Here is a 19,986-nt window from a genome sequence, read left to right as displayed (position 1 = left end):
GCGCGCGGCTAGAGGACCTTGGTGAGCATGATGTCGTCGACGTAGACGCCGTCGATGAGGAACTCATCCTTGGCGACGCCCTCGACGACGTAGCCGTGCTTGGCGTAGAGCTTCTGCGCGGCGTGGTTGGTCGCGAAGACCTGGAGGCTGAGCTTGCGGCAGCCCTGCTTGCGCGCCTCGTCGGCGGAGGCCTCCAGCAGCGCCGAGGCGACGCCGAGCCCGCGCGCGTCGGGGATCACGGCCAACCCGAAGACGCCCAGGACGTGGGCGTTCTCCGGGATCGGCGTCTTCGGCATGAGCCGGGAGTAGCCGACGACGCGGTCGTCGTGGATGGCGAGCAGGTAGCGCTCGGGGCCTACGCGCTCGTTGAAGAAGGTCTCCTTGGGCTCGCGCATCGAGGGGAAACCGCTGCTGGAGTCCCAGGAGACCGCCTCGACGGCCTTGAGGGCGTCATCGTCGTCGGCGGTGGCCTTGCGGATGGTCACGGGGGGCTTGGTCATCGCGCCATCATGCCTGAGTCGATCATCGCGGCGGCACCGGTTTTCGGGGGGATTCAACGGCGTGCGGCGAAGCGGTCGGTGGCCGCGACGATCGCCTCGATCATGCCGGGGTAGGCGCCGTGGCCGGCGTCGTCGACGACGACCAGTTCGGCGCCCGGCCACACCTGGGCGAGGTCGTAGGCGATGTCGATGGGGCCGCTGATGTCGAGCCGGCCGTGGACGAGGACGGCGGGGATGTCGCCGAGCGCGGCGGCCCCGGCGAGGAGGGCGCCGTCGGGGTACCAGGCGCAGTGGCGCCAGTAGTGGGTGACCAGGCGGGCGAAGCGCATGCGGAAGACGGGGTCCTTGTAGCGCGGGTCGGGCTGGTAGTCGGGGACGGTGGCGACGTGGGTGTCCTCCCAGGCGCACCAGTCCTCGGCGGCCCGCTCACGGACGGCGGGGTCGGGGTCGGCGAGGAGTTCGGCGTAGGCGTCGATGAGGCGCATGTCGCGCATGGACTCCGGAACACCGTCGCGCAGGCGGGTCCACTCTGCGGGGAAGACGCGCCGCATGTCGCCGGTGACCCAGTCGACTTCGCGGCGGGTGGTCGTGGTGAGGCTGAAGAAGACGGCCTCACTGACGCTGTCGGGATGCGCCTCGGCGTAGGCGATGCCGAAGGTGGTGCCCCAGGAGGCGCCGATGACGAGCCAGCGGTCGATGCCCAGGTGGCGGCGGAGGGCCTCGGTGTCGGCGATGAGGTGCGCGGTGGTGTTGGTGGCGAGGTCGGTGGAGAAGTCGGCGGCGTCGGGGGTGCTGCGCCCGCAACCGCGCTGGTCGAAGACGACGATCCGGTACGCCTCGGGATCGCAGTAGCGGCGCCAGTTCGCCGAGGCGCCCGAGCCGGGGCCGCCGTGCAGGATGACGGCGGGTTTCCCGTCGGGATTCCCGCAGGTCTCCCAGTAGACGCGGTTGCCGTCGCCGACGTCGAGCATGCCGGTCGCGTAGGGCTCGATGGGCGGGTAGCGCTTGTCCATGCGGATCTCCTCAGATCTAACAGCGCTGTTACATTAGGGCATGGCGAGAACCCCCGACCCCGAGGCCATCGGCACCCTCCTGCGACACGTCCACGACCTCCTGGACGCCGACATCGCCCGCACCTACCCCGACCTGGGACTCCCCGACAACTACCGGCCCAGGCACTCACCGCTGATGCGGGCACTCGCCACCCACGGGCCCCTCTCCATCCGCGAGCTCGCCGACGCCGTCGGCGTCACCCACTCCGCCGCCAGCCAGTCGGCGGCCATGATGGTCCGCGACGGTCTGCTGGAATTGCGGCCGGGCGCCGACGCCCGCCAGCGCATCGCCCACCTCACCGAGCGGGCACAGGAGCTGATGCCCGCCGTCGACGCGGAGTGGCGGCTGGTCGTCGCGGCCATGCGCGAGCTGGACGACGAACTGCCCGCACCCCTCGCGGACGTGCTGCTGGCGGTGCTGGACGCGCTGGGGCGGCGGTCGCTGCGGGAGAGGATCCTCAGCGCCGGTGGAGGCGGGCGGTCCGCGTCGGACAGTGCGGGCTAGGTGATCTCACTGTCGTAGCGGCTTCCGAGCGGAATCCCCGTCTCGCCCGAAGACCCACTGGTCGACTTGAGGCTCCTCGCCTCCCTGGGCAGCACCTTCCGGCCGTTGCGCCACACCACCCGCGGATCCCGCGCGAGACGCCGGCGGCGCCGCACCGACAGCACCGCCTCGGTGATCCCCCAGCCGGCGAGCAACCCGAGGAAGACGAGCAGCACCACCAGTAAAACGTCCATGCCCCAACGGTAGCCGCGCGCGCCGGACTCAGCATCGGCACAGAAACACCCCACTAGGGTGTCCCCGACGACCACGCTCACCCCGAGATCGGCGGCCCCACATGCGAAGCGGCACCCGCGAAGACCTCCTCGCCCACCTCACCGAGGCGATCACCGCCGTCACACCCGGCCACCCGACCCGCGTCGCCATCGACGGCCCGCCCGCCGCCGGCAAGACCACCCTCGGCGACGAACTCGGCGCCGTCCTGCGCGCCCAGGGCCGCCAGGTCATCCGCGTCTCCATCGAGAGCTTCCTCTACCCCCGCTCACGGCGGTACGTGCGCGGCGCCGACTCCCCGATCGCCTGCTACGAGGACAGCTTCGACTTCGACAACATCCACGGCGTCCTCCTCACCCCCCTCGGCCCCGGCGGCGACCGCCAGTTCCGCGACACCGTCTACGACAACGTCGCCGACATCCCCCTCGCCGCCCCCTTCGAGCACGCAGCTCCCGACACCGTGCTCCTCTTCGACGGCGTCTTCCTCATGCGCCCCGAACTCATCGACGGCTGGGACCTGCGCATCTTCGTGTCGGCGGCCTTCGAGGAGACCATCGCCCGCGGCCGCGTCCGCGACAAGGAGCTCAACGGTTCCGCCGACAAGGCCGAAGCCCGCTTCCGCGCCCGCTACATCCCCTCCCAGCAGCGCTACTTCGACACGATCAAGCCGACCGAACTGGCCGACATCGTCGTGCACAACGACAAACCCCGGCAGCCGTCGTGGGAAGACCGCACCCGGTAGGCGCCCGGTAGGTCAGCACGCCAGGTAGCGAGTCCCCCCGTCGGCGAGCGCCGCCAGCGCCTCCGGCAGCCGCAGCGCGGTCCGCTTGGACACCATCGCCACCGCCTCCTCCGGCGACACCCACGCCGAGGCCTCCAGCTCGCCCTCGGCGAGGCGAAGCTCACCCCCCGCGTCGACCACGCCCACGTCGAAGACCATGAGGACCAGCCCTCGCCGCCCCCCGCGCGGCGGCGTCCAGTTCACCAGCAGCAGCCGCCCCACCTCCCGGTCGAGCCCCACCTCCTCGAACACCTCCCGCCGGCACCCCTCGTCAGGGGCTTCGCCGTCCTCGACGGTGCCGCCCGGAAGCTGCCAGTAGTCGCGGTAGGTCGGCTTGACCAGCAGGATCCGCCCCGCGCCGTCGGACAGGAGCCCACCGGCCGCCAAGGTCACCGACGGCAGCGACGCGTAGTAGGTCTCGGGGTCGACGAAGGTCATGCGGACACGATGGCAGGGCGGTCAACGGCTTCGAGAACGCCGATCGGTCCCCAATGCAAAAACCCCCGCCGGATGTCCGGCGGGGGTTTCCTCGGTGGCCAGGGCCGGGGTCGAACCGGCGACCTCTCGCTTTTCAGGCGAGCGCTCGTACCAACTGAGCTACCTGGCCAAGGAACGTCGCTACTCTACCGCACGCCCTCAGCGCCCACGAAGGGGATAACCGCCCCGCCGCCCGCGCCTCACGCGACCCCCGGCGCGACGACCGTCCACGGGACCGTGATCACCCCGTCGCGCCACCGCGCGGGCGGTTCGCACACCGGCACCCCCGCCCCGTGTACGGCCTCGACCGTGCGCCGCCAACGGTCGCGGGCCCCGAAGACCGTGGCCCCCGCGGCATCCCGCCAGGCGTCGTCGAGCGCGGTGAGCAGCGCGTGCACCCGCTCCCCGGGAACATTGCGGTGGATCAGCGCCTTCGGCAGCCGCTCGGCGAAGGCCGCCGGCCGCTCCAGTGTCGACGGCCGCGCCGCCAGCGTCAGCGTCACCGGCACGCCACCCTCGACCGCGACCCACGCCCCCAGCCGCCCCAGTTCGTCGCAGGTCGCGTCGACCACCACCGCTCCCCGCGCGCTCATCAGCGTCCACGCCCCCGCGACGGCCTCCTCCGGGTACTGCCGCAGCACGTTCGCCGCGCGCACCAGCACCGGCCGCAGCCCCGCGAGCTCGAACCCGCCCCGCGCGAAGCTCAGCCCCGGAGGGTCGGCGACGGCCCGTCCCTGCTCGACGCGCGAGGGCTCGATCTCCAGCCCGACGACGCGCACATCGCGCCGCACGCGCCGCAGCCGCCGGTAAAGCTCGACGGTCGTGACCGGCGCACCCCCGTAGCCGAGATCGACAACGAGAGGGTCGGCGGCCGTCCGCAGCAGCGTCCCGTAGCGGTCGGCGAGCCAGTGGTCCATCCGCCGCAGCCGGTTGGGGTTGGTCGTGCCCCGGGTGACCTCGCCGACCGGCTTCACAGCACGCGGTGGACCTTGTGCTGCGCCGCCTGCGCCAGCGGCCGCAGCACGAGCCGGTCGACGTTGACGTGGTGTGGCCGCGACACCGTCCACGCGATGGTGTCGGCGACGTCCTCCGCGGTCAGGGGTTCGGCGACACCGGCGTAGACCTTGTCGGCGGCCTCCTGGTCGCCGGAGAAGCGGTTGAGCGCGAACTCGTCGGTGCGGACCATGCCCGGGTCGATCTCGATGACCCGCACCGGCCGCCCGCACAGTTCCAGCCGCATCGTCTCGGCGACGGCCGTCTCGGCGTGCTTGGCCGCCGCGTACCCGCCGCCGCCCTCGTAGACGATCAGCCCCGCCGTCGACGAGACCCACACGATCGTCCCCGCGCCGGACTCCTCCAGGGCCGGTAGCAGGGCCTTCGTCACCCGCACGGCACCCAGAACGTTCACCTCGTACATCGCGCGCCACCCGTCGAGGTCGGCGTTCTCGACCTGATCGGCGCCGAACGCGCCCCCCGCGTTGTTCACGAGCACCCGCACGTCGCGCCCGGCGACCGCTTCGGTGAGCGCGGCGACGCCCTCGTCGGACGTCACATCGCACTCGACGGGCGTACCGTCGACCTCGGCCGCCAGCGACGTCAGCCGCGCCAGCCTGCGTGCCGCGAGGACGACGTGGAAACCGTCGGCCGCCAAGGCGCGCGCGGTGGCGGCGCCGATCCCGCTCGAAGCTCCGGTCACGACGGCTACGGGCCTGCTCATGTGGGTACTCCCCTTATCGGTGTCGCCGCCCACTCTGCCACGGGCCGCCTCTGTGTCGGACATCACGCGGACGGCCATCCGGGGGCTGGAAGGACGACTATTGGACCGGCCCGGACGGCGGTCGGGCCGCACGACGAGAGCAGGAGCTGCGATGGAACGCGGGAGTGGCCGCGGAGTTTCCCACCTGTGCCGCAACCGGGTGGCGCCGAGGCGTGTGGCGATGCTGTCCATGCACACATCCCCCCTCGACCAGCCGGGCACCGGCGACGCGGGAGGCATGAACGTCTACGTCCTCCAGGTCGCCTCGCGCCTTGCCGAGGCCGGCGTCGCGGTGGAGATCTTCACCCGCGCGACCTCAAGCGACCTCGCCGACTGCGTCATGGCCGCCCCCGGCGTGACCGTCCGGCACATCCCCGCCGGCCCCTACGAGGGCCTGCTCAAGCAGGACCTGCCCGCGCAGCTGTGCGCCTTCACCGCCGGCGTCCTGCGCGCCGAGGCCGCCCGCCCGCCCGGCTACTACGACCTCCTGCACACCCACTACTGGCTGTCGGGCCACGCCGGCTGGCTCGCCCGGGACCGCTGGGGCGTGCCGCTCGTGCACACCGCCCACACCCTGGCCAAGGTCAAGAACGCCCTCCTCGCCGAGGGCGACACCCCCGAGCCCCTCTCCCGCGTCGTCGGCGAGGAACAGGTCGTCGGGGAGGCCGACCGCCTCGTGGTCAACACGCCGTCGGAGGCCGAGGACCTCATCACCCGCTACGACGCCGAGGCCGCCAAGATCTCGGTCGTCCCGCCCGGCGTCGACCTGACCCGCTTCACCCCCGGCGACGGCTCCGCCACCCGCCGCGCCCTCGGCCTGCCGCCCGACGCCCACGTGCTCGCCTTCCTCGGCCGCATCCAGCCGCTGAAGGCCCCCGACCTGGTGCTCCGCGCCGTCTCCGAGCTTCGCGCCCGCGACCCCGAGCTGGTCGAGAAGCTGCACATCCTCTACGTCGGCGGCCTCTCCGGCACCGGTCTGCACCGCCCCGACGAGCTCCACGAACTGGCCGTGCACCTCGACCTGGCCCGCCGCGTGCACTTCCTGCCGCCCCGCGCCGGGGACGCGCTCGTCGACATTTACCGCGCCGCCGACCTCGTGTGCGTGCCGAGCTTCAACGAGACCTTCGGCCTGGTCGCCCTGGAGGCTCAGGCGTGCGGGACGCCGGTCGTGGCCGCCGCCGTCGGCGGGCTGCCCGTCGCGGTGGCCGACGGTGTCAGCGGCGTGCTGATCAACGGGCACGGCGCCGAGGAGTGGGGCCGCGTGATCGGCCGCCTGCTGCGCGAGCGCGAACTGCGGGAGCTGCTGGCCGTCGGGGCGCGGGAGCACGCCGAGAAGTACTCGTGGTCGAAGACGGCCGCCGGCCTGCTGTGCGCCTACCGGGAAACCCTGTACGCGCAGGCGGCGCAACGCTCCCGGCAGTCGTCGGGTTCACTGCGCCGCCGGGCCTAGCGGCCGCGCGTCGTCCGAAGTGGACGGGCACGGCCGAAGGGCCCGGAGTCGGCGTCCCGCAGGACGCGAAGGCCCCGGCTGTGCTGTGATGTCGAGGTGACCCACGTACTGGAGCGCATCCTCACCGAACTCGAAGTCGACTGGACCTCCGCCGGCCCCTCGTCGTACTCGGTGACCCTGCCGGGCACGCACAAGCTGAACACGGTGTGCCTGCTGCACGTCGAGGATCACGCACTGCGGATCGAGGCCTTCGTGATCCGGCACCCCGACGAGAACACCGCCGGTGTGCACGCCGAACTGTTGCGCCGCAACGCCCGCATGTACGCCGTGGCGTTCACTGTGGACGGTCACGGCGACGTGTGGCTGATGGGCAGGGTGCCGTTGGCGGCCATCACCGCCGAGGAGATCGACCGCATCCTCGGCAGTGTGCTCACCTACGCCGACGAGGCCTTCGATCCCCTGCTGGAGCTGGGATTCGCCGAGTCCATCCGCCGCGAGTGGCGGTGGCGGCTGTCGCGCGGAGAGTCGACGCGGAACCTGGCGGCCTTCGAGCACCTGCGACCGGCGGAAGAGGAGTTATCCGCGCATAGACTGCGGACTCCTCTTGCCGCAGACCTACCCCATGGGGGCAATTCGTGCGCGGACGTTCCATCGACCCCCAGCACGCCGAACGCACGGCGGACCGCCTCTGGAAGAGCGCGGTAGAGCAAGCCGCCGAGCGGATCGAAAGGTCACCCGGCCTGCTTCGCGACCTCGCGTACGAAGCGCAGGCCGTCATCGGCTACCGCAGCGTCGGTGATCCCTCCGCGAGCCGGCAGATCACCCGGGAGGCATTCGTCCTCGCCGATGAGGCCTACTCGGCGCTCTTCGCGGTCGCCCTGGCGCCGGAGGGCAGCGTGGTGCGCAGCCCGGTGCGTGGTCCACGGACGATGGCGGGAGGCACCATCATCCGCGGGTTCGCCTCGGTGGAGGCGTGGCTGGACGCACTGTGGTTCTCGGTCATCCTCCGAGACGACGAAAGCCTGCGGAGGCTGTGCACGATCACCGAGAACCGGCTGCGGGAGACGGGCGGTCTGACCGTCGACCCTTACGTCTTCACCTGGGTCAGGGCCCTCCAAGGCTACTTCGCGAACAGCCCGGACGCTCTCGACCTGCTGTACGCCGCCATGGAGGCGACCGACCCGGAAACCCTCAAGGTGAGCCCGGAACACGCTCTTCTCATCTCCTACCCGGCGATGAAACTCCTGTACTTCCTGGCCCTGCAAGAGCCTGACGGGTTCAACGAGGCTCTGGAGGAAGCGGTGGACCTCCACGACCACTTCTGGTCTTCGGAGCCCGATCTACTCGAAAACCCATACGGGTTCACCGCAGGCGGCCCGTTGGCGCTCGCCTGCGCCGCCCACGACCTGGGCATGCCGGTGACCGTCGGATCCCCGTACCTGCCCAGATCCATCGTCTCGGGTGCCGCGTTCGGGCGCACCTCGGTGTGAACCCGTCGACGGTCGCGTAGGTCGTGCCAGCGCCTACCCCCACCCGGTCGCCGCGATGACGTCCCGTGCGATCTCCGTGACCGTCCGACCGTCGGTGGCGATCCGAATCGTTCCCGCCGGCACGTGCTCGTCGAGGTAGGGCGCCATGAAAGCGCTCCGCTTCAGGTGCAGCTCCAGCTCGCTGCCGATCTCGCGCCCGCCGAGCCGCCCGGCCACCGTCTCGTCGGCCGCCGTCAGCATCACCCGCGTCAGCCGCGCCGACCCGCCGAGGGCCCGCTCGAACATCTCGGGCTCCAGGACGCTCGCGGTGTTGGTGTAGACCAGCCGCGTGCACCCGATCGCGGCGAAGTTCGCCCACATCGCCGTCAGGTTCACCTCGGTGATCCGCGACCGGTGCGGGTCGTCGGCCGGGGGCGGCACGACGTTGCCGACGGTGTCGCCTTCGACGTGGCAGTGCGCGATCCCCGCCTCGCCGAGCAGTCCGGAGACCTCCCAGCCCACGGTGGTCTTGCCGACCCCGGACCGCCCACCGATCAGCAGCGCCTCAGGCACTCGCGGCCGCCTTGTGGGCGATCCGCTGCCCGGTGAACGTGAAGCCGGAAGCCTCGTAGAACGGCACGAGGTCGTCGCCGCAGAACAGTGACACCACGTCGATCCCGGCGAGCTCGGCTCCGAGCGCGTCCATCAGCCGACGCCCGATGCCTTGCCCCCGAACAGATACGGCCACGACGACGTCCTCGACGTAGGCGCGGCAGACGCCGTCGCTGACCGCCCGGGCGAAGCCGGCCAGCACACCCTCGGCATCCCAGGCGCCGACGGCGGGCCCGGCCGACAGGATCTTCTCGACGTGCGCCGCCGTCCGCTCCGGCCACCAGCCGGCTTCGGCGTAGAGGGCGAGCACGCCCTCCGGCGGTATCGGCCGCTCGGCGGCCGTCAGTACTCGAATATCGCTCATGTTGATCGAGCTTAGATCGCGTGCAGCGCGGGGGCGCCGAGGCCCACTGGGGCGAAGAGCGAGCCCGGCTCGCCACCGGCCGAGACCCGCACGCGGAAACTAATCCGCCCGACCATGTCGAAATCCCGGACACCGCCGCGACCAACGGGTACACAACAAACAAGAACCCGAGGAGCGCACCGATATGGCGACCATCGTTGCATCAATGTCCATGTCCCTGGACGGCTTCATCGCCGGCCCCGAGCACCGCGTCGACGAGGTCTTCTCGTGGTACCAGAACGGTGACATCGAGCTCGAGACGAACATGGCCGAGTTCCGGTTCCACGTCGGTGAGGCCAACGCCCGCTACCTGCGCGAGGCGTGGGGCCGGATCGGCGCGATCCTGGCCGGCCGGGCGCTGTTCGACATCACCGGCGGCTGGGGCGGCACGCACCCCGCCGGACAGCCGACGGTCGTCTACAGCCGCGAGATCCCCGACGGCTGGGAGAACACCGAGATGATGCGCTTCGCCCCGACCCTCGCCGAGGCGGCGGCACTGGCACGCGAGATCGCCGGCGACAAGATGGTCGGCACCTCCGGCACCCGCACGGTCGCCGGCCTGCTCAACGAGGGCCTCCTCGACGGTATCGAGGTCAACCTGGTCCCCTACCTGCTCGGCGAGGGCCACCGCTTCTTCGACGGCCTGAAGAACACGCCCATCGCCCTCACCCAGCCAACGGTCGTCGAGGGCGAGGGCGTCACGCACCTGCGCTACGACCTGCGCAAGTGACCGGCGTGCGGGGGCGCTACTCCAGTGCCCCCGCGCCGAGCAGTGCCTTGATGTCGGCCGAAAGCGCCGTCGAGGGGTTGACGTTCCAGTTCGACGACAGGCGATACAGCTTCGGCGACGGCCCCGCGCCGGTCAGGCGCACCCGCACCTCGGAGTCCCCGCGGTGCGTCGAGAGCGTCTCCTTCAGCTTCCCCACAAGGCCTTCGGTCACCGTCTGGGCCCGCAGCGACAGCGTCACCGGCCCGGCGACACCCTCTTTGTCCGCTGTGGACACGTCGAGGATCCTCAGGTCCTGGGCGATCAGCTGGGGCGTCCCCTCGCGCTTGTCGAGCTTGGCCTTCACACAGCACACCAGGTCCTCGGCGAGATAGTCGCCGACGGCCTCGTAGGTGGCCGGGAAGAACCGCACCTCGATGCCGCCCTCAAGGTCCTCAATGGACGCCGAGGCCCACAGCTTTCCCTGCTTCGTGACGCGCTTGGCGACGCTGGTGAGGATCCCGGCGACGGTGACCATCATGCCGTCGGGCATGTCGTCGCCGAAGAGGGCGGCGATGGGCCGGTCGGAGTTGGCGCTCAGGTGCCGCTCGTAACCGACCAGCGGGTGCGAGGACACGTACAGGCCGAGCATCTCGCGCTCGAAGGTCAGCAGGTCGCGCTTGTCCCACTCGTACTCCGGGACGGTCAGGTCGACGCCCAATGTGGACGCCGACTCCTCGGCGGCGAACATGTCGCCGAAGAGGTCGAACTGGCCGCGCGCCTCCTCCTTCTTGATCGACATCATCGCGTCGATCGCCTGCTCGTGCACCTCGGCCAGACCGCGCCGGCTGTGGTTGAGCGAGTCGAAGGCACCCGCCTTGATCAGCGACTCGATGGCGCGCTTGTTGCACACCACCGCGTCCACTTTGGACAGGAAGTCCTGGAAGGACTCGTAGGGCTGCTTCTCCTTGCGGCACTTGACGATCGAGGACACGACGTTCTCGCCGACGTTGCGAATCGCGCCCATCCCGAAGCGGATGTCCTCCCCGACGGCCGCGAAGGAGCCCAGCGAGTCGTTGACATCCGGCGGAAGCACCTTGATGCCCATCTTGCGGCACTCCGACAGGTACACCGCCATCTTGTCCTTGGAGTCGCCGACCGAGGTCAGCAGTCCCGACATGTACTCGGCCGGGTAGTTGGCCTTCATGTAGGCCGTCCAGTACGAGATCATCCCGTAGGCCACGGCGTGCGACTTGTTGAACGCGTACCCGGCGAACGGGAGGATCGTGTCCCACAGCGTCTTGATGGCCTCGTTGGAGTAGCCGTCGGCCGGGGCGTCGGGGTCCTTCTCCGTTGTCATCGCCCGCATACCCGCGTGGAAGCGCTCGTACTCCTTCTCCAGGACGTCGAGCTTCTTCTTACCCATCGCCTTACGCAGAACGTCGGCCTGACCGGCGGTGAAGCCGGCGACCTTCTGCGCGATCTTCATGATCTGCTCCTGGTACACGATCAGACCGAAGGTCGGTTCCAGGATCTCGGCGAGCGGCTTGGCCAGCTGGGGGTGGATCGGTTTGACGTCCTGCCGGCCGTTCTTGCGGTCGGCGTAGTCGTTGTGCGCGTTCATCGCCATCGGACCGGGGCGGTACAGGGCGTTGACGGCCGAGATGTCGGCGAACTCGGTGGGCTGCATGCGGCGCAGGAGCTCGCGCATCGCCGAACCGTCGAGCTGGAACACGCCGAGGGTGTCACCGCGCTGGAGCAGTTCGTAGGTCGTGCCGTCGTCGATGGGGAGCGTGTCGAGGTCGATGTCGATTCCCCGGTTCACCTTCACCAGGTCGATCGCGTCACCGAGGACGGTGAGGTTGCGAAGGCCCAGGAAGTCCATCTTCAGCAGGCCGATGTCCTCACAGGACGGATAGTCGAAGCCGGTGATGATCGACCCGTCCTGCGGCCGCGCCCACACCGGGATCACGTCCATGACGGGATCCTTCGACAGGATCACCGCGCAGGCGTGGACGCCGGGCTGCCGGATCAGGCCCTCCAGGCCGCGCGCGGTGTCGAAGATCTTCTTGGCGTTGGGGTCGGTGTCCAAAAGGGACCGGACTTCGGTCGCCTCCTTGTAGCGGGGGTCGGAATCGTCGACGATCCCCTTGAGGCTGATGTCCTTGCCCAGTACCGGAGGCGGCATCGCCTTCGAGATCTTGTCGGCCATGCCGAAACCGGCCGGGCCGTAGAGGATCCGGGCGGCGTCCTTCAGGGCGGCCTTGGCCTTGATGGTGCCGAAGGTGATGACCTGGGCGACCTTGTCGACGCCGTACTTGTTCGTCGCGTAGACGATCATCTCGCCGCGGCGGCGGTCGTCGAAGTCGATGTCGATGTCGGGCATGGAGACGCGCTCGGGGTTCAGGAAGCGCTCGAACAGGAGCGTGTGCTCGATCGGGTCGACGTTGGTGATGCCCAGCGCGTAGGCGACCAGCGAACCGGCCGCCGAACCACGGCCCGGGCCGACCCGGATCCCTTGCGAGCGAGCGTACTGGCACAGGTCGGCGACGACGAGGAAGTACGCGGGGAAGCCCTGCTGGTTGATGACGCCCAGTTCGTACTCGGCGCGTTCGATGTAGCCGTCGGGGATCCCGTCGGGGAACCTCCACTTGAGACCTTCGACGACGTCGTGGTGCAGCCAGGTCTCCTGGGTGTGGCCCTCGGGGACCTCGAAGATCGGCATCCGGTCGGCGTAACCGAAGGCGGAGTCGTAGGACTCGACGCGCTCGGCGATCAGGAGGGAGGAGTCGCAGGCGCCGGGGAGTTCGTCGTCGAACATCGCGCGCATCTCGGCGGCCGACTTGAGGTAGTAGCCGTCGCCGTCGAACTTGAAGCGCTTGGGGTCGTCGAGGGTCTTGCCCGACTGGACGCACAGCAGCGCCTCGTGCGCGCCGGCCTGGTCCTGCGTGACGTAGTGGGAGTCGTTGGTGGCCAGCCAGCGCAGGCTGAGCTGGTCGGCGATCTTCTTGAGGCCCTCGCGGACCCGGTTCTCGATGTCGAGGCCGTGGTCCATGACCTCGCAGAAGAAGTTGTCGGCGCCGAAGATGTCGCGGTAGTCGGCCGCGGCCTGGAGGGCCTCGTCGAACTGGCCGAGCCGCAGCCGGGTCTGGACCTCGCCCGAAGGGCAGCCGGTCGTGGCGATGATGCCCTGCGAGTACTGCTCGACGAGGGCGCGGTCCATGCGGGGCTTGTAGTAGTAGCCCTCGATGCTCGCCTTCGACGACAGCGCGAAGAGGTTGTGGAGGCCGGTCGCGTCGGCCGCCAGCATCGTCATGTGGGTGTAGGCGCCGTTGCCGGAGAGGTCGTCGGAGCGCTGACCGGGATCGCCCCAGTACACCGGCTTCTTGTGGAAGCGGTCGTGCGGGGCGAGATAGGCCTCGATGCCGATGACGGGCTTGACGCCGGCCGCCTTCGCCTGCTTGTAGAAGCCGTAGGCGCCGAACATGTTGCCGTGGTCGGTCATGCCGATGGCGGGCATCTCGAGGCGGCTCGCCTCGGCGAACAAGGGCTTGAGCTGGGCGGCGCCGTCGAGCATCGAGTACTCGGTGTGCACGTGCAGGTGTACGAAAGACCGATCCGGCACCGGTGATCATCTCCTTGCGCGACGGGACTTCTTCAGGGCGGCCCACCCACCCTAGTGCGCCCGGCGCGAGGGCCGCCGGGAGTCTCGCGAGCGCCGCGCCGAGTTCACGGGGATGTACCGGGAGGCGCGTTCGGAGTAGCCTGTGGACACCGAAGACGAGGGGTGGCAAATGGGAATCGGCGGCAGCATCTTCCTACTCGTGCTCGGTGCGATCCTCAAGTTCGCGGTGAAGGCCAGCCCCGACTGGATCGACCTTCAGGTCACCGGTGTGATCCTCATGATCGCCGCGACGGTGGGGATCGTGATCACACTGAGTTTCTGGCGCTCGAAGAAGTCCGCCGAGGCGCAGACTTCGCAGGAGATCCGGCGGACCAACGCGGCGCGGCGCGAGGCGCGGCGGGCGGAGCCGGCTCCGGAGCAGCGCAAGCCGCAGCAGGGGTAGGGCTTTCGGCCCGGGTTGTCCACAGCCTGGCGGTTGTCCACAGCGAGCGGGGCTCGCGTTCGACGGCTGTGCCCGGCGCGCATCTACCGTCGAACGTAGGGAGGAGGCCGGGAGGCCCCAGGTCACCCCAACCCCCGCACCATCGCCCCGAACGCCCGCCCCCAGACCCCCTCCGCCTCCTCCGCGCCCCCCAGCGCCCCCCGCAGCTCCAGGCTGCTCAGCCCGTGCGCCAGCGCGTTCAGCTGCACCGCCACATCGTCCGGCCGCCCCTTCACCGCCCCCACGTCCACACACCGAGCGACCGCCGCGACCAGCGCGTCGAAGGTCGGCCGAATCCGCTCGCCGGTCTCGCCGTCCGGCTCGAACTCGGGCACCGGCCGCCCGAACATCAGCTCGTAAAGATGCGGGTTGGCGCGCGCGCTCGCCCGGTAGGCGCCACCGAGCGCGAGCAGGTCGGCGACCGGATCGTCCGTGCGCGGGACGGCGTCGAAGGCCTCGGCGAGCCGCTCGAAGCCGGCCAGGAACATCTCCCGCACCAGCCCGGCCTTGTCGCCGAACAGGCTGTACACGGCCGTCGTCGACACCCCGACCTCCTGCGCGACCCGCCGGGTGCTCAGCGCCGCGGGCCCTTCCTCGGCCAGGAGGCGGCCACCGGCGTCGACGAGTTCGCGGCGGAGTTCGGCGTAGTCGCGGTTCCTTGGCCTGGGCATGTTGCCCATCGTATCGTAACGTGGTTATATAACAGCGTCACAAAAGCTCTCGGCAGGAGAAGAACATGAGTGAGCTCCACGTCGTTCTCGGCGCGACCGGCGCCGTCGGCAAGGCCGTCGTCGCCGAACTCAAGGACCGGGGCCACGACGTCCGCGCCGTCAGCCGCCACGCCGGTGACGGCCCCGGTGACCTCCACGCCGACGTCACCACCGCCGAGGGCGCCGTCGCGGCCTGCGCGGGCGCCGCCGTCGTCTACCAGTGCGCGCAACCGCCCTACGCCGAGTGGGCGGCGAAGTTTCCCGCCTTCACCCGCACGGTCATCGCCGGCGTCGAGGCGGCCGGCGCGAAGCTCGTCATGGCCGACAACCTCTACGTCTACGGCCCCGTCGACGGCCCCATGACCGAAGACCTCCCCCATGCCGCGACCGACCCGAAGGGCCGCGTCCGCGCCGAGGTCGACCGGCTGATCCTCGACGCGCACGACGCCCGCCGCATCCGCGCGACCCTCGGCCGCGCCTCCGACTACTACGGCCCCGGCGGCGTCAACACCATCCTCGGCCCGACGGTCTTCGCCGCCGCCCTCGCCGGGAAGACCGTCCGCTGGGTCGGCGCCCTCGACCAGCCCCACACCGTCGCGTACCTGCCGGACGTCGCCGCGGGGCTGGTGACCCTCGGCGAGCGCGCGGAGGCCGACGGCCGGTCGTGGCACCTGCCGGCCGCCGAGGCGGTCACCGGACGGGAGTTCGGCGAGCTGGTGCGGGCTCAGGTGGGCGGGAAACCCCGTGTCGCGGGGCTCGGGCGCGGCATGCAGCGCGTGTTGGGGCTGGTCAATCCGGTGGTGCGGGAGCTGGGGGACACCTGGTACCAGCGCGACCGGCCGTTCGTCGCCGACGACTCGGCGTTCCGCGCTGCCTTCGGGCCGGTGAAGGTCACCTCGCACGCCGACGGGGTCGCGGCGACGCTCGACTGGTTCCGCGCGAACGGGTGACCCTCCCGGCTCGTTACGCGTCGACCGCGAACGCCGGGTATCCCACGACACGGTTGGGGTTCCCGCCGTAGCTGTCGGCGGAGGTGCGCAGCGCCAGCTGCCGGGGCAGGTACTTGTGCCGTGCGGCCCAGGCGACCAGTCCGCGCAGGGCGAACACCCCGCAGGCGTCGCCGGAGTCGATGCGCTCGTGATCGAGCTCACAGACGGCGGCGGCGGTGCGCCGGTCGAGGTCGCGGGCGACCTCGTCGGGGTGGAAGTGGGAGAAGTCGGTGCTGCACAGCACGACCGTGCGGGGGTCGTCGGCGACGGTGGCGTCGATGAGGTCGGCGACCTCCTCGGCGGGGGTGTACCCGACCGCGATCGGGGTGATGCGCACGTCGCCGAGGACGGTCTGGATGAAGGGCAGCTGCACCTCGATCGAGTGCTCGCGCTGGTGCGGCACGGGGTCGGCTGGCAGTCCGGGCGCGTCGACGGTGTGCAGGTCGCCGAGCGGGGTCTCCCACATCCCGGCGGGCGAACCGGCGCAGCCTTCGAGCCTCGCGAAGTGCGAGGGCCCGAGGATGACGACCCGGTCGACCTTCCCGGCGAAGCGTTCGAGGCGCGCGTAGACGGTCGCGGCGACGGGCCCGGAGAAGCGGTAGCCGGCGTGCGGGACGACGTAGGCGGGCGCGAGCTGCTCGTCCGCCGGGACCTCGATCTTGTTGAGCATCCGGCGGATCATGGTCCGCAGGTGGGAGGGGTCGCCGGGGTAGAAACGGCCCGCGACCGCCGTTGGTCGCGCTTCGGGTCGCATCATTCCTGGTCTCCTCGCGGATTCGTCTCGGCCGGCAGCAGTGTCAGCCGGCGTCTGTCGTGTTTCCCGGGGCGGCCGGGCTTCTCTGCCAGTCTGACCGGTCGGCGTTTGGCGCCCCAGTCGCCGGCGGGTCCATCGAACACCCCGGCGATCATGTCACCGCAATGTTCGCAGGCCCCGGTCTCGGTCAGGTCATAGCGGTTGATGACGTGCCAGTCGCGCTCGACGACGGGTTTCCCACAGGCGGGGCAGCGGGTGGTCTGGCCCTCGGGGTCGTGGACGTTACCGGTGTAGACGTAGCGCAGTCCGTGGTCGAGGGCGATGCGGCGGGCCCGGCGCAGGGTCTCGGGCGGGGTGCGGGGGATGTCGCGCATCTTGAAGTCGGGGTGGAAGGCCGAGAAGTGCAGCGGCACGTCCGGGCCGAGGTGCTCGGCGAACCAGGCGCACTCGGCGGCGATCTCGGCGTCGGAGTCGTTGTGCCCGGGGATCAGCAGCGTCGTCACCTCCAGCCACACCGAGGTCTCTTCGTGCAGGTAGCGCAGGGTTTCCTGCACGGAGCCGAGCTTGGCGAAGGTGACCTTCTCGTAGAACTGCTCGCTGAAGGCCTTCAGGTCGATGTTGGCGGCGTCCATGTGCGAGTAGAAGTCGGCGCGGGCCTCGGCGTTGATGTAGCCGGCGCTGACCGCGATCGACTTGATGCCCCGGGCGCGGCAGGCGTCGGCGACGTCCATCGCGTACTCCAGGAAGATCGTCGGGTCGTTGTACGTGAAGGCCACCGCGCGGCAGCCGAGGCGTTCGGCGGCCTCGGCGAGCGCGTCGGGCGAGGCGGCCGAGGAGAGCGTGTCGATCTCGCGGGACTTGGAGATGTCCCAGTTCTGGCAGAAGCGGCAGGCGAGGTTGCAGCCGGCGGTGCCGAAGGACAGCACGGGCGTGCCGGGCAGGAAGTGGTTGAGCGGCTTCTTCTCCACCGGGTCGACGCAGAAGCCCGAGGAGCGGCCGTAGGAGGCGAGCACGATCCGGTCGTCGACGCGGCCGCGCACGAAGCACAGTCCGCGCTGGCCTTCGCGGAGTTTGCAGGCACGGGGGCACACGTCGCACTGGATGCGCCCGTCGGGCAGCGCGTGCCAGTACTGGGTGTCGACGGTGAACGGGTCGTCGCGGCTGAGTGTGTCCGCCGGGGCGGGATCGTGCATCGCGTACGCCTCCTCACCCCCACGCTATGCCGGTGGCCACGCCCGTTGCAAGCGGAGCGGGCGGTGCGGGCGGGGGCGGATATGATCGAGGGTCGGGTCCGGGGGGCCGTGTGCCCGCCGTGAACGCATGAACGAGCATTGAATGAGGTAGAGCATGTCGGGCCAGGGGTCCGCGGTGGCGCGTGAGGCGTCGAGTCGGCGCACGTTCGCGGTGATCAGTCACCCTGACGCGGGTAAATCCACCATCACCGAGGCGCTCGCGCTGCACGGTCACGCGATCGGCGAGGCCGGTGCCGTCCACGGCAAGGGCGGCCGCAAGGGCGTGGTGTCGGACTGGATGGCGATGGAGAAGCAGCGCGGTATCTCGATCACGTCGGCGGCGCTGCAGTTCAACTACGCCGACTGCGTGGTGAACCTCCTCGACACGCCCGGTCACGCCGACTTCTCGGAGGACACCTACCGGGTGCTCACGGCCGTCGACTGCGCGGTCATGCTGATCGACGCCGCGAAGGGCCTTGAGCCGCAGACGCTGAAGCTGTTCGAGGTGTGCCGGCACCGGCGCATCCCGGTGATCACGTTCATCAACAAGTGGGACCGGCCGGGCCGTGCCGCCCTGGAGCTCCTCGACGAGATCGAGGAGCGCATCGGCCTCAAGTGCACGCCGCTGACCTGGCCGGTCGGTCCGGGCGGGAAGTTCGCCGGTGTCATCGACCGCCGCGGCGACGACGATGCCACGGCCAACGACATGGTCCACTTCGAGCGCACCCCGGGCGGGACGCGTGAGGCGATCCAGACGCGGTTGACCGGCGACAAGGCCGCCGAGCGTTTCGGCGAGGACTACGCCACGGCCGTCGAGGAGGTCCAGCTGCTGACCGAGATCGGCGCGACGCACGACCAGAAGCTGTTCGAGTCGGCGGTGACCACGCCGGTCCTGTTCGGCGCGGCGGTGGCGAACTTCGGTGTCGCCCAGCTGCTCGACGTGCTCATCGAGCACGCGCCCGCCCCTGGCGCGCGCGAGGACGCCGAGGGGGAGCCGCGACCGGTCGACTCGCCGTTCTCGGGTTTCGTGTTCAAGATCCAGGCGAACATGAACAAGGCCCACCGCGACCAAGTCGCCTTCGTGCGCGTCTGCTCGGGCCGCTTCGAGCGGGGCATGGTCGTCACGCACGCCGAGTCGGGGCGCCCTTTCGCGACCAAGTACGCGCAGTCGCTGTTCGGCGCCTCCCGCGACACTCTCGACGAGGCGTTCCCCGGCGACGTGATCGGCCTGGTCAACGCCACCGCGCTGGGCATCGGGGACTCGCTGTACGTCGACAAGAAGGTGCTGTACCCGCCGCTGCCGTCCTTCGCGCCGGAGCACTTCGCGACCATCCGCACCGACGACACCTCGAAGGCCAAGCGCTTCCGCCGGGGCATCGCCCAGCTCGACGCCGAGGGCGTCGTGCAGGTTCTCTACTCCGACCGGCGCGGTGACGCCACACCCGTGCTCGCCGCGGTCGGCACCATGCAGTTCGAGGTCGCGACGCACCGCCTCACCGAGGAGTTCGGGGTTCCCACGACCCTCGACCACCTCCCCTACGAGCTGGCGCGCCGCACCGACCCCGAGAGCGCCGAGAAGATGAAGCGCTCACCGGGCACGGAGACCTTCGTGCGGGCGCGCGACGGCGTGGTGCTGGCGGCGTTCCTGAACAAGTGGCGGATGCAGACGGTGAAGACCGACAACCCCGGCATCATGCTCGAACCCCTCCTCGCCGACGCGGACGTGTGATGGCCGACATCGCGCCGATCCCGGCCGGGCGGACCCACGTCGCCTTCCACGCCATGCGGGAGCTGCGGCCCTCGCTGACGACCGTCGAGGAGTTCACCGCGATCGTCGACGAGCAGTTGCGGCCCGGCGGTTATCTCCTCGCCGGCGCGTTCCTCGACATCGCGGGGGACGCGGTTGCCGTCGCGGGGTACCGGTACACGCAGTCGCTGGCGGCGGGCAAGCACATGTACGTCGACGACCTCGTCTCCCTGCCCGAGGTTCGCGGGCAGGGACACACCCGCGAGCTGTTCGCCTGGCTTCGCGAGGAGGCGAAGGCCAACGGCTGCGAGCAGCTGCACCTCGACTCGGGCACGCAGCGGCACGGGGCTCACCGCTTCTACCTGGCCAACGGGATGCACATCCCGGCGTTCCACTTCTCGACCGCGCTCGACTAGGAAACCCCGCCCCGTCGCCCGCGACTGGCTGCGGCGAACACGGGCGACGGG

The 19,986-nt window shown here is 70.4% G+C and carries 22 protein-coding genes and 1 tRNA gene; 10 read left to right on the top strand and 13 right to left on the bottom strand.

The features are described from left to right. Positions 1–8: 8 nt before the first annotated feature. Positions 9–500, bottom strand: a complete 492-nt coding sequence (locus AB0I28_RS20875; protein ID WP_357495610.1) for a GNAT family N-acetyltransferase — start codon at positions 498–500, stop codon at positions 9–11. 53 nt (positions 501–553) lie between these two features. Further along, positions 554–1,513, bottom strand: coding sequence for a prolyl aminopeptidase (gene pip, locus AB0I28_RS20870; RefSeq protein WP_357495608.1), 960 nt, complete (start codon positions 1,511–1,513; stop codon positions 554–556). A gap of 40 nt (positions 1,514–1,553) precedes the next feature. Here pip and AB0I28_RS20865 point away from each other — a divergent pair, with 40 nt between their 5' ends. Then, positions 1,554–2,057, top strand: a complete 504-nt coding sequence (locus AB0I28_RS20865; protein ID WP_357495606.1) for a MarR family transcriptional regulator — start codon at positions 1,554–1,556, stop codon at positions 2,055–2,057. Here the strand turns inward: AB0I28_RS20865 and AB0I28_RS20860 are convergent. Next, the gene (locus AB0I28_RS20860; RefSeq protein ID WP_357495604.1) at positions 2,054–2,290 is read right to left on the bottom strand and encodes a hypothetical protein; all 237 of its coding nucleotides are present in this window, start codon (positions 2,288–2,290) and stop codon (positions 2,054–2,056) included. The genes AB0I28_RS20865 and AB0I28_RS20860 overlap by 4 nt on opposite strands. Positions 2,291–2,391: 101 nt before the next feature. On the opposite strand from AB0I28_RS20860, the gene AB0I28_RS20855 reads away from it, so the two are divergent. Continuing rightward, complete coding sequence (locus AB0I28_RS20855; RefSeq protein WP_357495602.1) at positions 2,392–3,069, top strand: uridylate kinase; 678 nt, start codon at positions 2,392–2,394, stop codon at positions 3,067–3,069. A 12-nt stretch (positions 3,070–3,081) separates the two neighbouring features. On the opposite strand, the gene AB0I28_RS20850 is transcribed toward AB0I28_RS20855, so the two are convergent. The 4 genes from AB0I28_RS20850 to AB0I28_RS20835 all read right to left on the bottom strand — a co-directional run bounded on the left by AB0I28_RS20850 (position 3,082) and on the right by AB0I28_RS20835 (position 5,302). Continuing rightward, the gene (locus AB0I28_RS20850; RefSeq protein WP_357495600.1) at positions 3,082–3,546 is read right to left on the bottom strand and encodes an NUDIX hydrolase; all 465 of its coding nucleotides are present in this window, start codon (positions 3,544–3,546) and stop codon (positions 3,082–3,084) included. Between the two features lie 95 nt (positions 3,547–3,641). Then, positions 3,642–3,715 (bottom strand) — tRNA-Phe (locus tag AB0I28_RS20845). Positions 3,716–3,785: 70 nt separating this feature from the next. Beyond that, on the bottom strand, positions 3,786–4,502 hold the full coding sequence (locus tag AB0I28_RS20840) for a class I SAM-dependent methyltransferase (RefSeq protein ID WP_357495955.1): 717 nt from the start codon (positions 4,500–4,502) through the stop codon (positions 3,786–3,788). A gap of 53 nt (positions 4,503–4,555) precedes the next feature. After that, entirely contained in the window at positions 4,556–5,302 is a 747-nt protein-coding gene (locus AB0I28_RS20835) for an SDR family oxidoreductase (RefSeq protein ID WP_357495598.1), read from the bottom strand. Between the two features lie 151 nt (positions 5,303–5,453). Between AB0I28_RS20835 and mshA the strand changes: the two genes are divergently transcribed. The 3 genes from mshA to AB0I28_RS20820 all read left to right on the top strand — a co-directional run bounded on the left by mshA (position 5,454) and on the right by AB0I28_RS20820 (position 8,281). Continuing rightward, positions 5,454–6,791, top strand: a complete 1,338-nt coding sequence (mshA, locus tag AB0I28_RS20830) for a D-inositol-3-phosphate glycosyltransferase (RefSeq protein WP_357495596.1) — start codon at positions 5,454–5,456, stop codon at positions 6,789–6,791. 96 nt (positions 6,792–6,887) lie between these two features. Then, on the top strand, positions 6,888–7,496 hold the full coding sequence (locus AB0I28_RS20825; RefSeq protein ID WP_357495594.1) for a YbjN domain-containing protein: 609 nt from the start codon (positions 6,888–6,890) through the stop codon (positions 7,494–7,496). Then, positions 7,427–8,281 (top strand): immunity 49 family protein, encoded by an 855-nt coding sequence (locus AB0I28_RS20820; RefSeq protein ID WP_357495592.1) that lies wholly within the window; start codon positions 7,427–7,429, stop codon positions 8,279–8,281. The genes AB0I28_RS20825 and AB0I28_RS20820 overlap by 70 nt, the downstream gene beginning before the upstream one ends. 33 nt (positions 8,282–8,314) lie before the next feature. Here the strand turns inward: AB0I28_RS20820 and AB0I28_RS20815 are convergent, their stop codons facing one another. Continuing rightward, the gene (locus tag AB0I28_RS20815; RefSeq protein ID WP_357495590.1) at positions 8,315–8,833 is read right to left on the bottom strand and encodes a hypothetical protein; all 519 of its coding nucleotides are present in this window, start codon (positions 8,831–8,833) and stop codon (positions 8,315–8,317) included. After that, positions 8,826–9,236, bottom strand: coding sequence for a GNAT family N-acetyltransferase (locus AB0I28_RS20810; RefSeq protein WP_357495588.1), 411 nt, complete (start codon positions 9,234–9,236; stop codon positions 8,826–8,828). The genes AB0I28_RS20815 and AB0I28_RS20810 overlap by 8 nt, the downstream gene beginning before the upstream one ends. Positions 9,237–9,441: 205 nt before the next feature. On the opposite strand from AB0I28_RS20810, the gene AB0I28_RS20805 reads away from it, so the two are divergent. Beyond that, positions 9,442–10,005 (top strand): deaminase, encoded by a 564-nt coding sequence (locus AB0I28_RS20805; RefSeq protein WP_357495586.1) that lies wholly within the window; start codon positions 9,442–9,444, stop codon positions 10,003–10,005. Between the two features lie 16 nt (positions 10,006–10,021). On the opposite strand, the gene dnaE is transcribed toward AB0I28_RS20805, so the two are convergent. Then, the gene (gene dnaE / locus AB0I28_RS20800; RefSeq protein ID WP_357495584.1) at positions 10,022–13,606 is read right to left on the bottom strand and encodes a DNA polymerase III subunit alpha; all 3,585 of its coding nucleotides are present in this window, start codon (positions 13,604–13,606) and stop codon (positions 10,022–10,024) included. A 142-nt stretch (positions 13,607–13,748) separates the two neighbouring features. Here dnaE and AB0I28_RS20795 point away from each other — a divergent pair, with 142 nt between their 5' ends. Further along, on the top strand, positions 13,749–14,048 hold the full coding sequence (locus AB0I28_RS20795) for a DUF6458 family protein (RefSeq protein WP_357495582.1): 300 nt from the start codon (positions 13,749–13,751) through the stop codon (positions 14,046–14,048). Between the two features lie 122 nt (positions 14,049–14,170). Here the strand turns inward: AB0I28_RS20795 and AB0I28_RS20790 are convergent, their stop codons facing one another. Next, positions 14,171–14,758 carry a TetR/AcrR family transcriptional regulator gene (locus AB0I28_RS20790; RefSeq protein WP_357495580.1) on the bottom strand — a complete coding sequence of 196 codons (588 nt, stop codon included), beginning with the start codon at positions 14,756–14,758 and terminating at the stop codon, positions 14,171–14,173. Positions 14,759–14,823: 65 nt separating this feature from the next. On the opposite strand from AB0I28_RS20790, the gene AB0I28_RS20785 reads away from it, so the two are divergent. Beyond that, a complete protein-coding gene (locus tag AB0I28_RS20785; RefSeq protein ID WP_357495578.1) occupies positions 14,824–15,747 on the top strand; it encodes an NAD-dependent epimerase/dehydratase family protein in 924 nt (307 codons plus the stop codon). Between the two features lie 13 nt (positions 15,748–15,760). Here AB0I28_RS20785 and amrB read toward each other — a convergent pair whose 3' ends face one another. Both amrB and amrS read right to left on the bottom strand, forming a co-directional pair. Beyond that, positions 15,761–16,543 (bottom strand): AmmeMemoRadiSam system protein B, encoded by a 783-nt coding sequence (gene amrB, locus AB0I28_RS20780; protein WP_357495576.1) that lies wholly within the window; start codon positions 16,541–16,543, stop codon positions 15,761–15,763. Then, entirely contained in the window at positions 16,540–17,733 is a 1,194-nt protein-coding gene (gene amrS / locus AB0I28_RS20775) for an AmmeMemoRadiSam system radical SAM enzyme (protein ID WP_357495574.1), read from the bottom strand. Before amrS ends, amrB begins: the two co-directional genes overlap by 4 nt. Positions 17,734–17,887: 154 nt before the next feature. Here amrS and AB0I28_RS20770 point away from each other — a divergent pair, with 154 nt between their 5' ends. Further along, positions 17,888–19,501, top strand: coding sequence for a peptide chain release factor 3 (locus AB0I28_RS20770; RefSeq protein WP_357495572.1), 1,614 nt, complete (start codon positions 17,888–17,890; stop codon positions 19,499–19,501). Further along, positions 19,501–19,935: a GNAT family N-acetyltransferase gene (locus tag AB0I28_RS20765; RefSeq protein WP_357495570.1), complete on the top strand. Its 435-nt coding sequence runs from the start codon at positions 19,501–19,503 to the stop codon at positions 19,933–19,935. The genes AB0I28_RS20770 and AB0I28_RS20765 overlap by 1 nt, the downstream gene beginning before the upstream one ends. Positions 19,936–19,986: the final 51 nt, after the last annotated feature.

This window comes from Phytomonospora sp. NPDC050363, assembly GCF_040655735.1.
GTDB lineage: Bacteria > Actinomycetota > Actinomycetes > Mycobacteriales > Micromonosporaceae > Phytomonospora.
The sequence above is the reverse complement of the archived record's forward strand: the minus strand, read 5'-3'. Positions and strand labels throughout refer to the sequence as shown.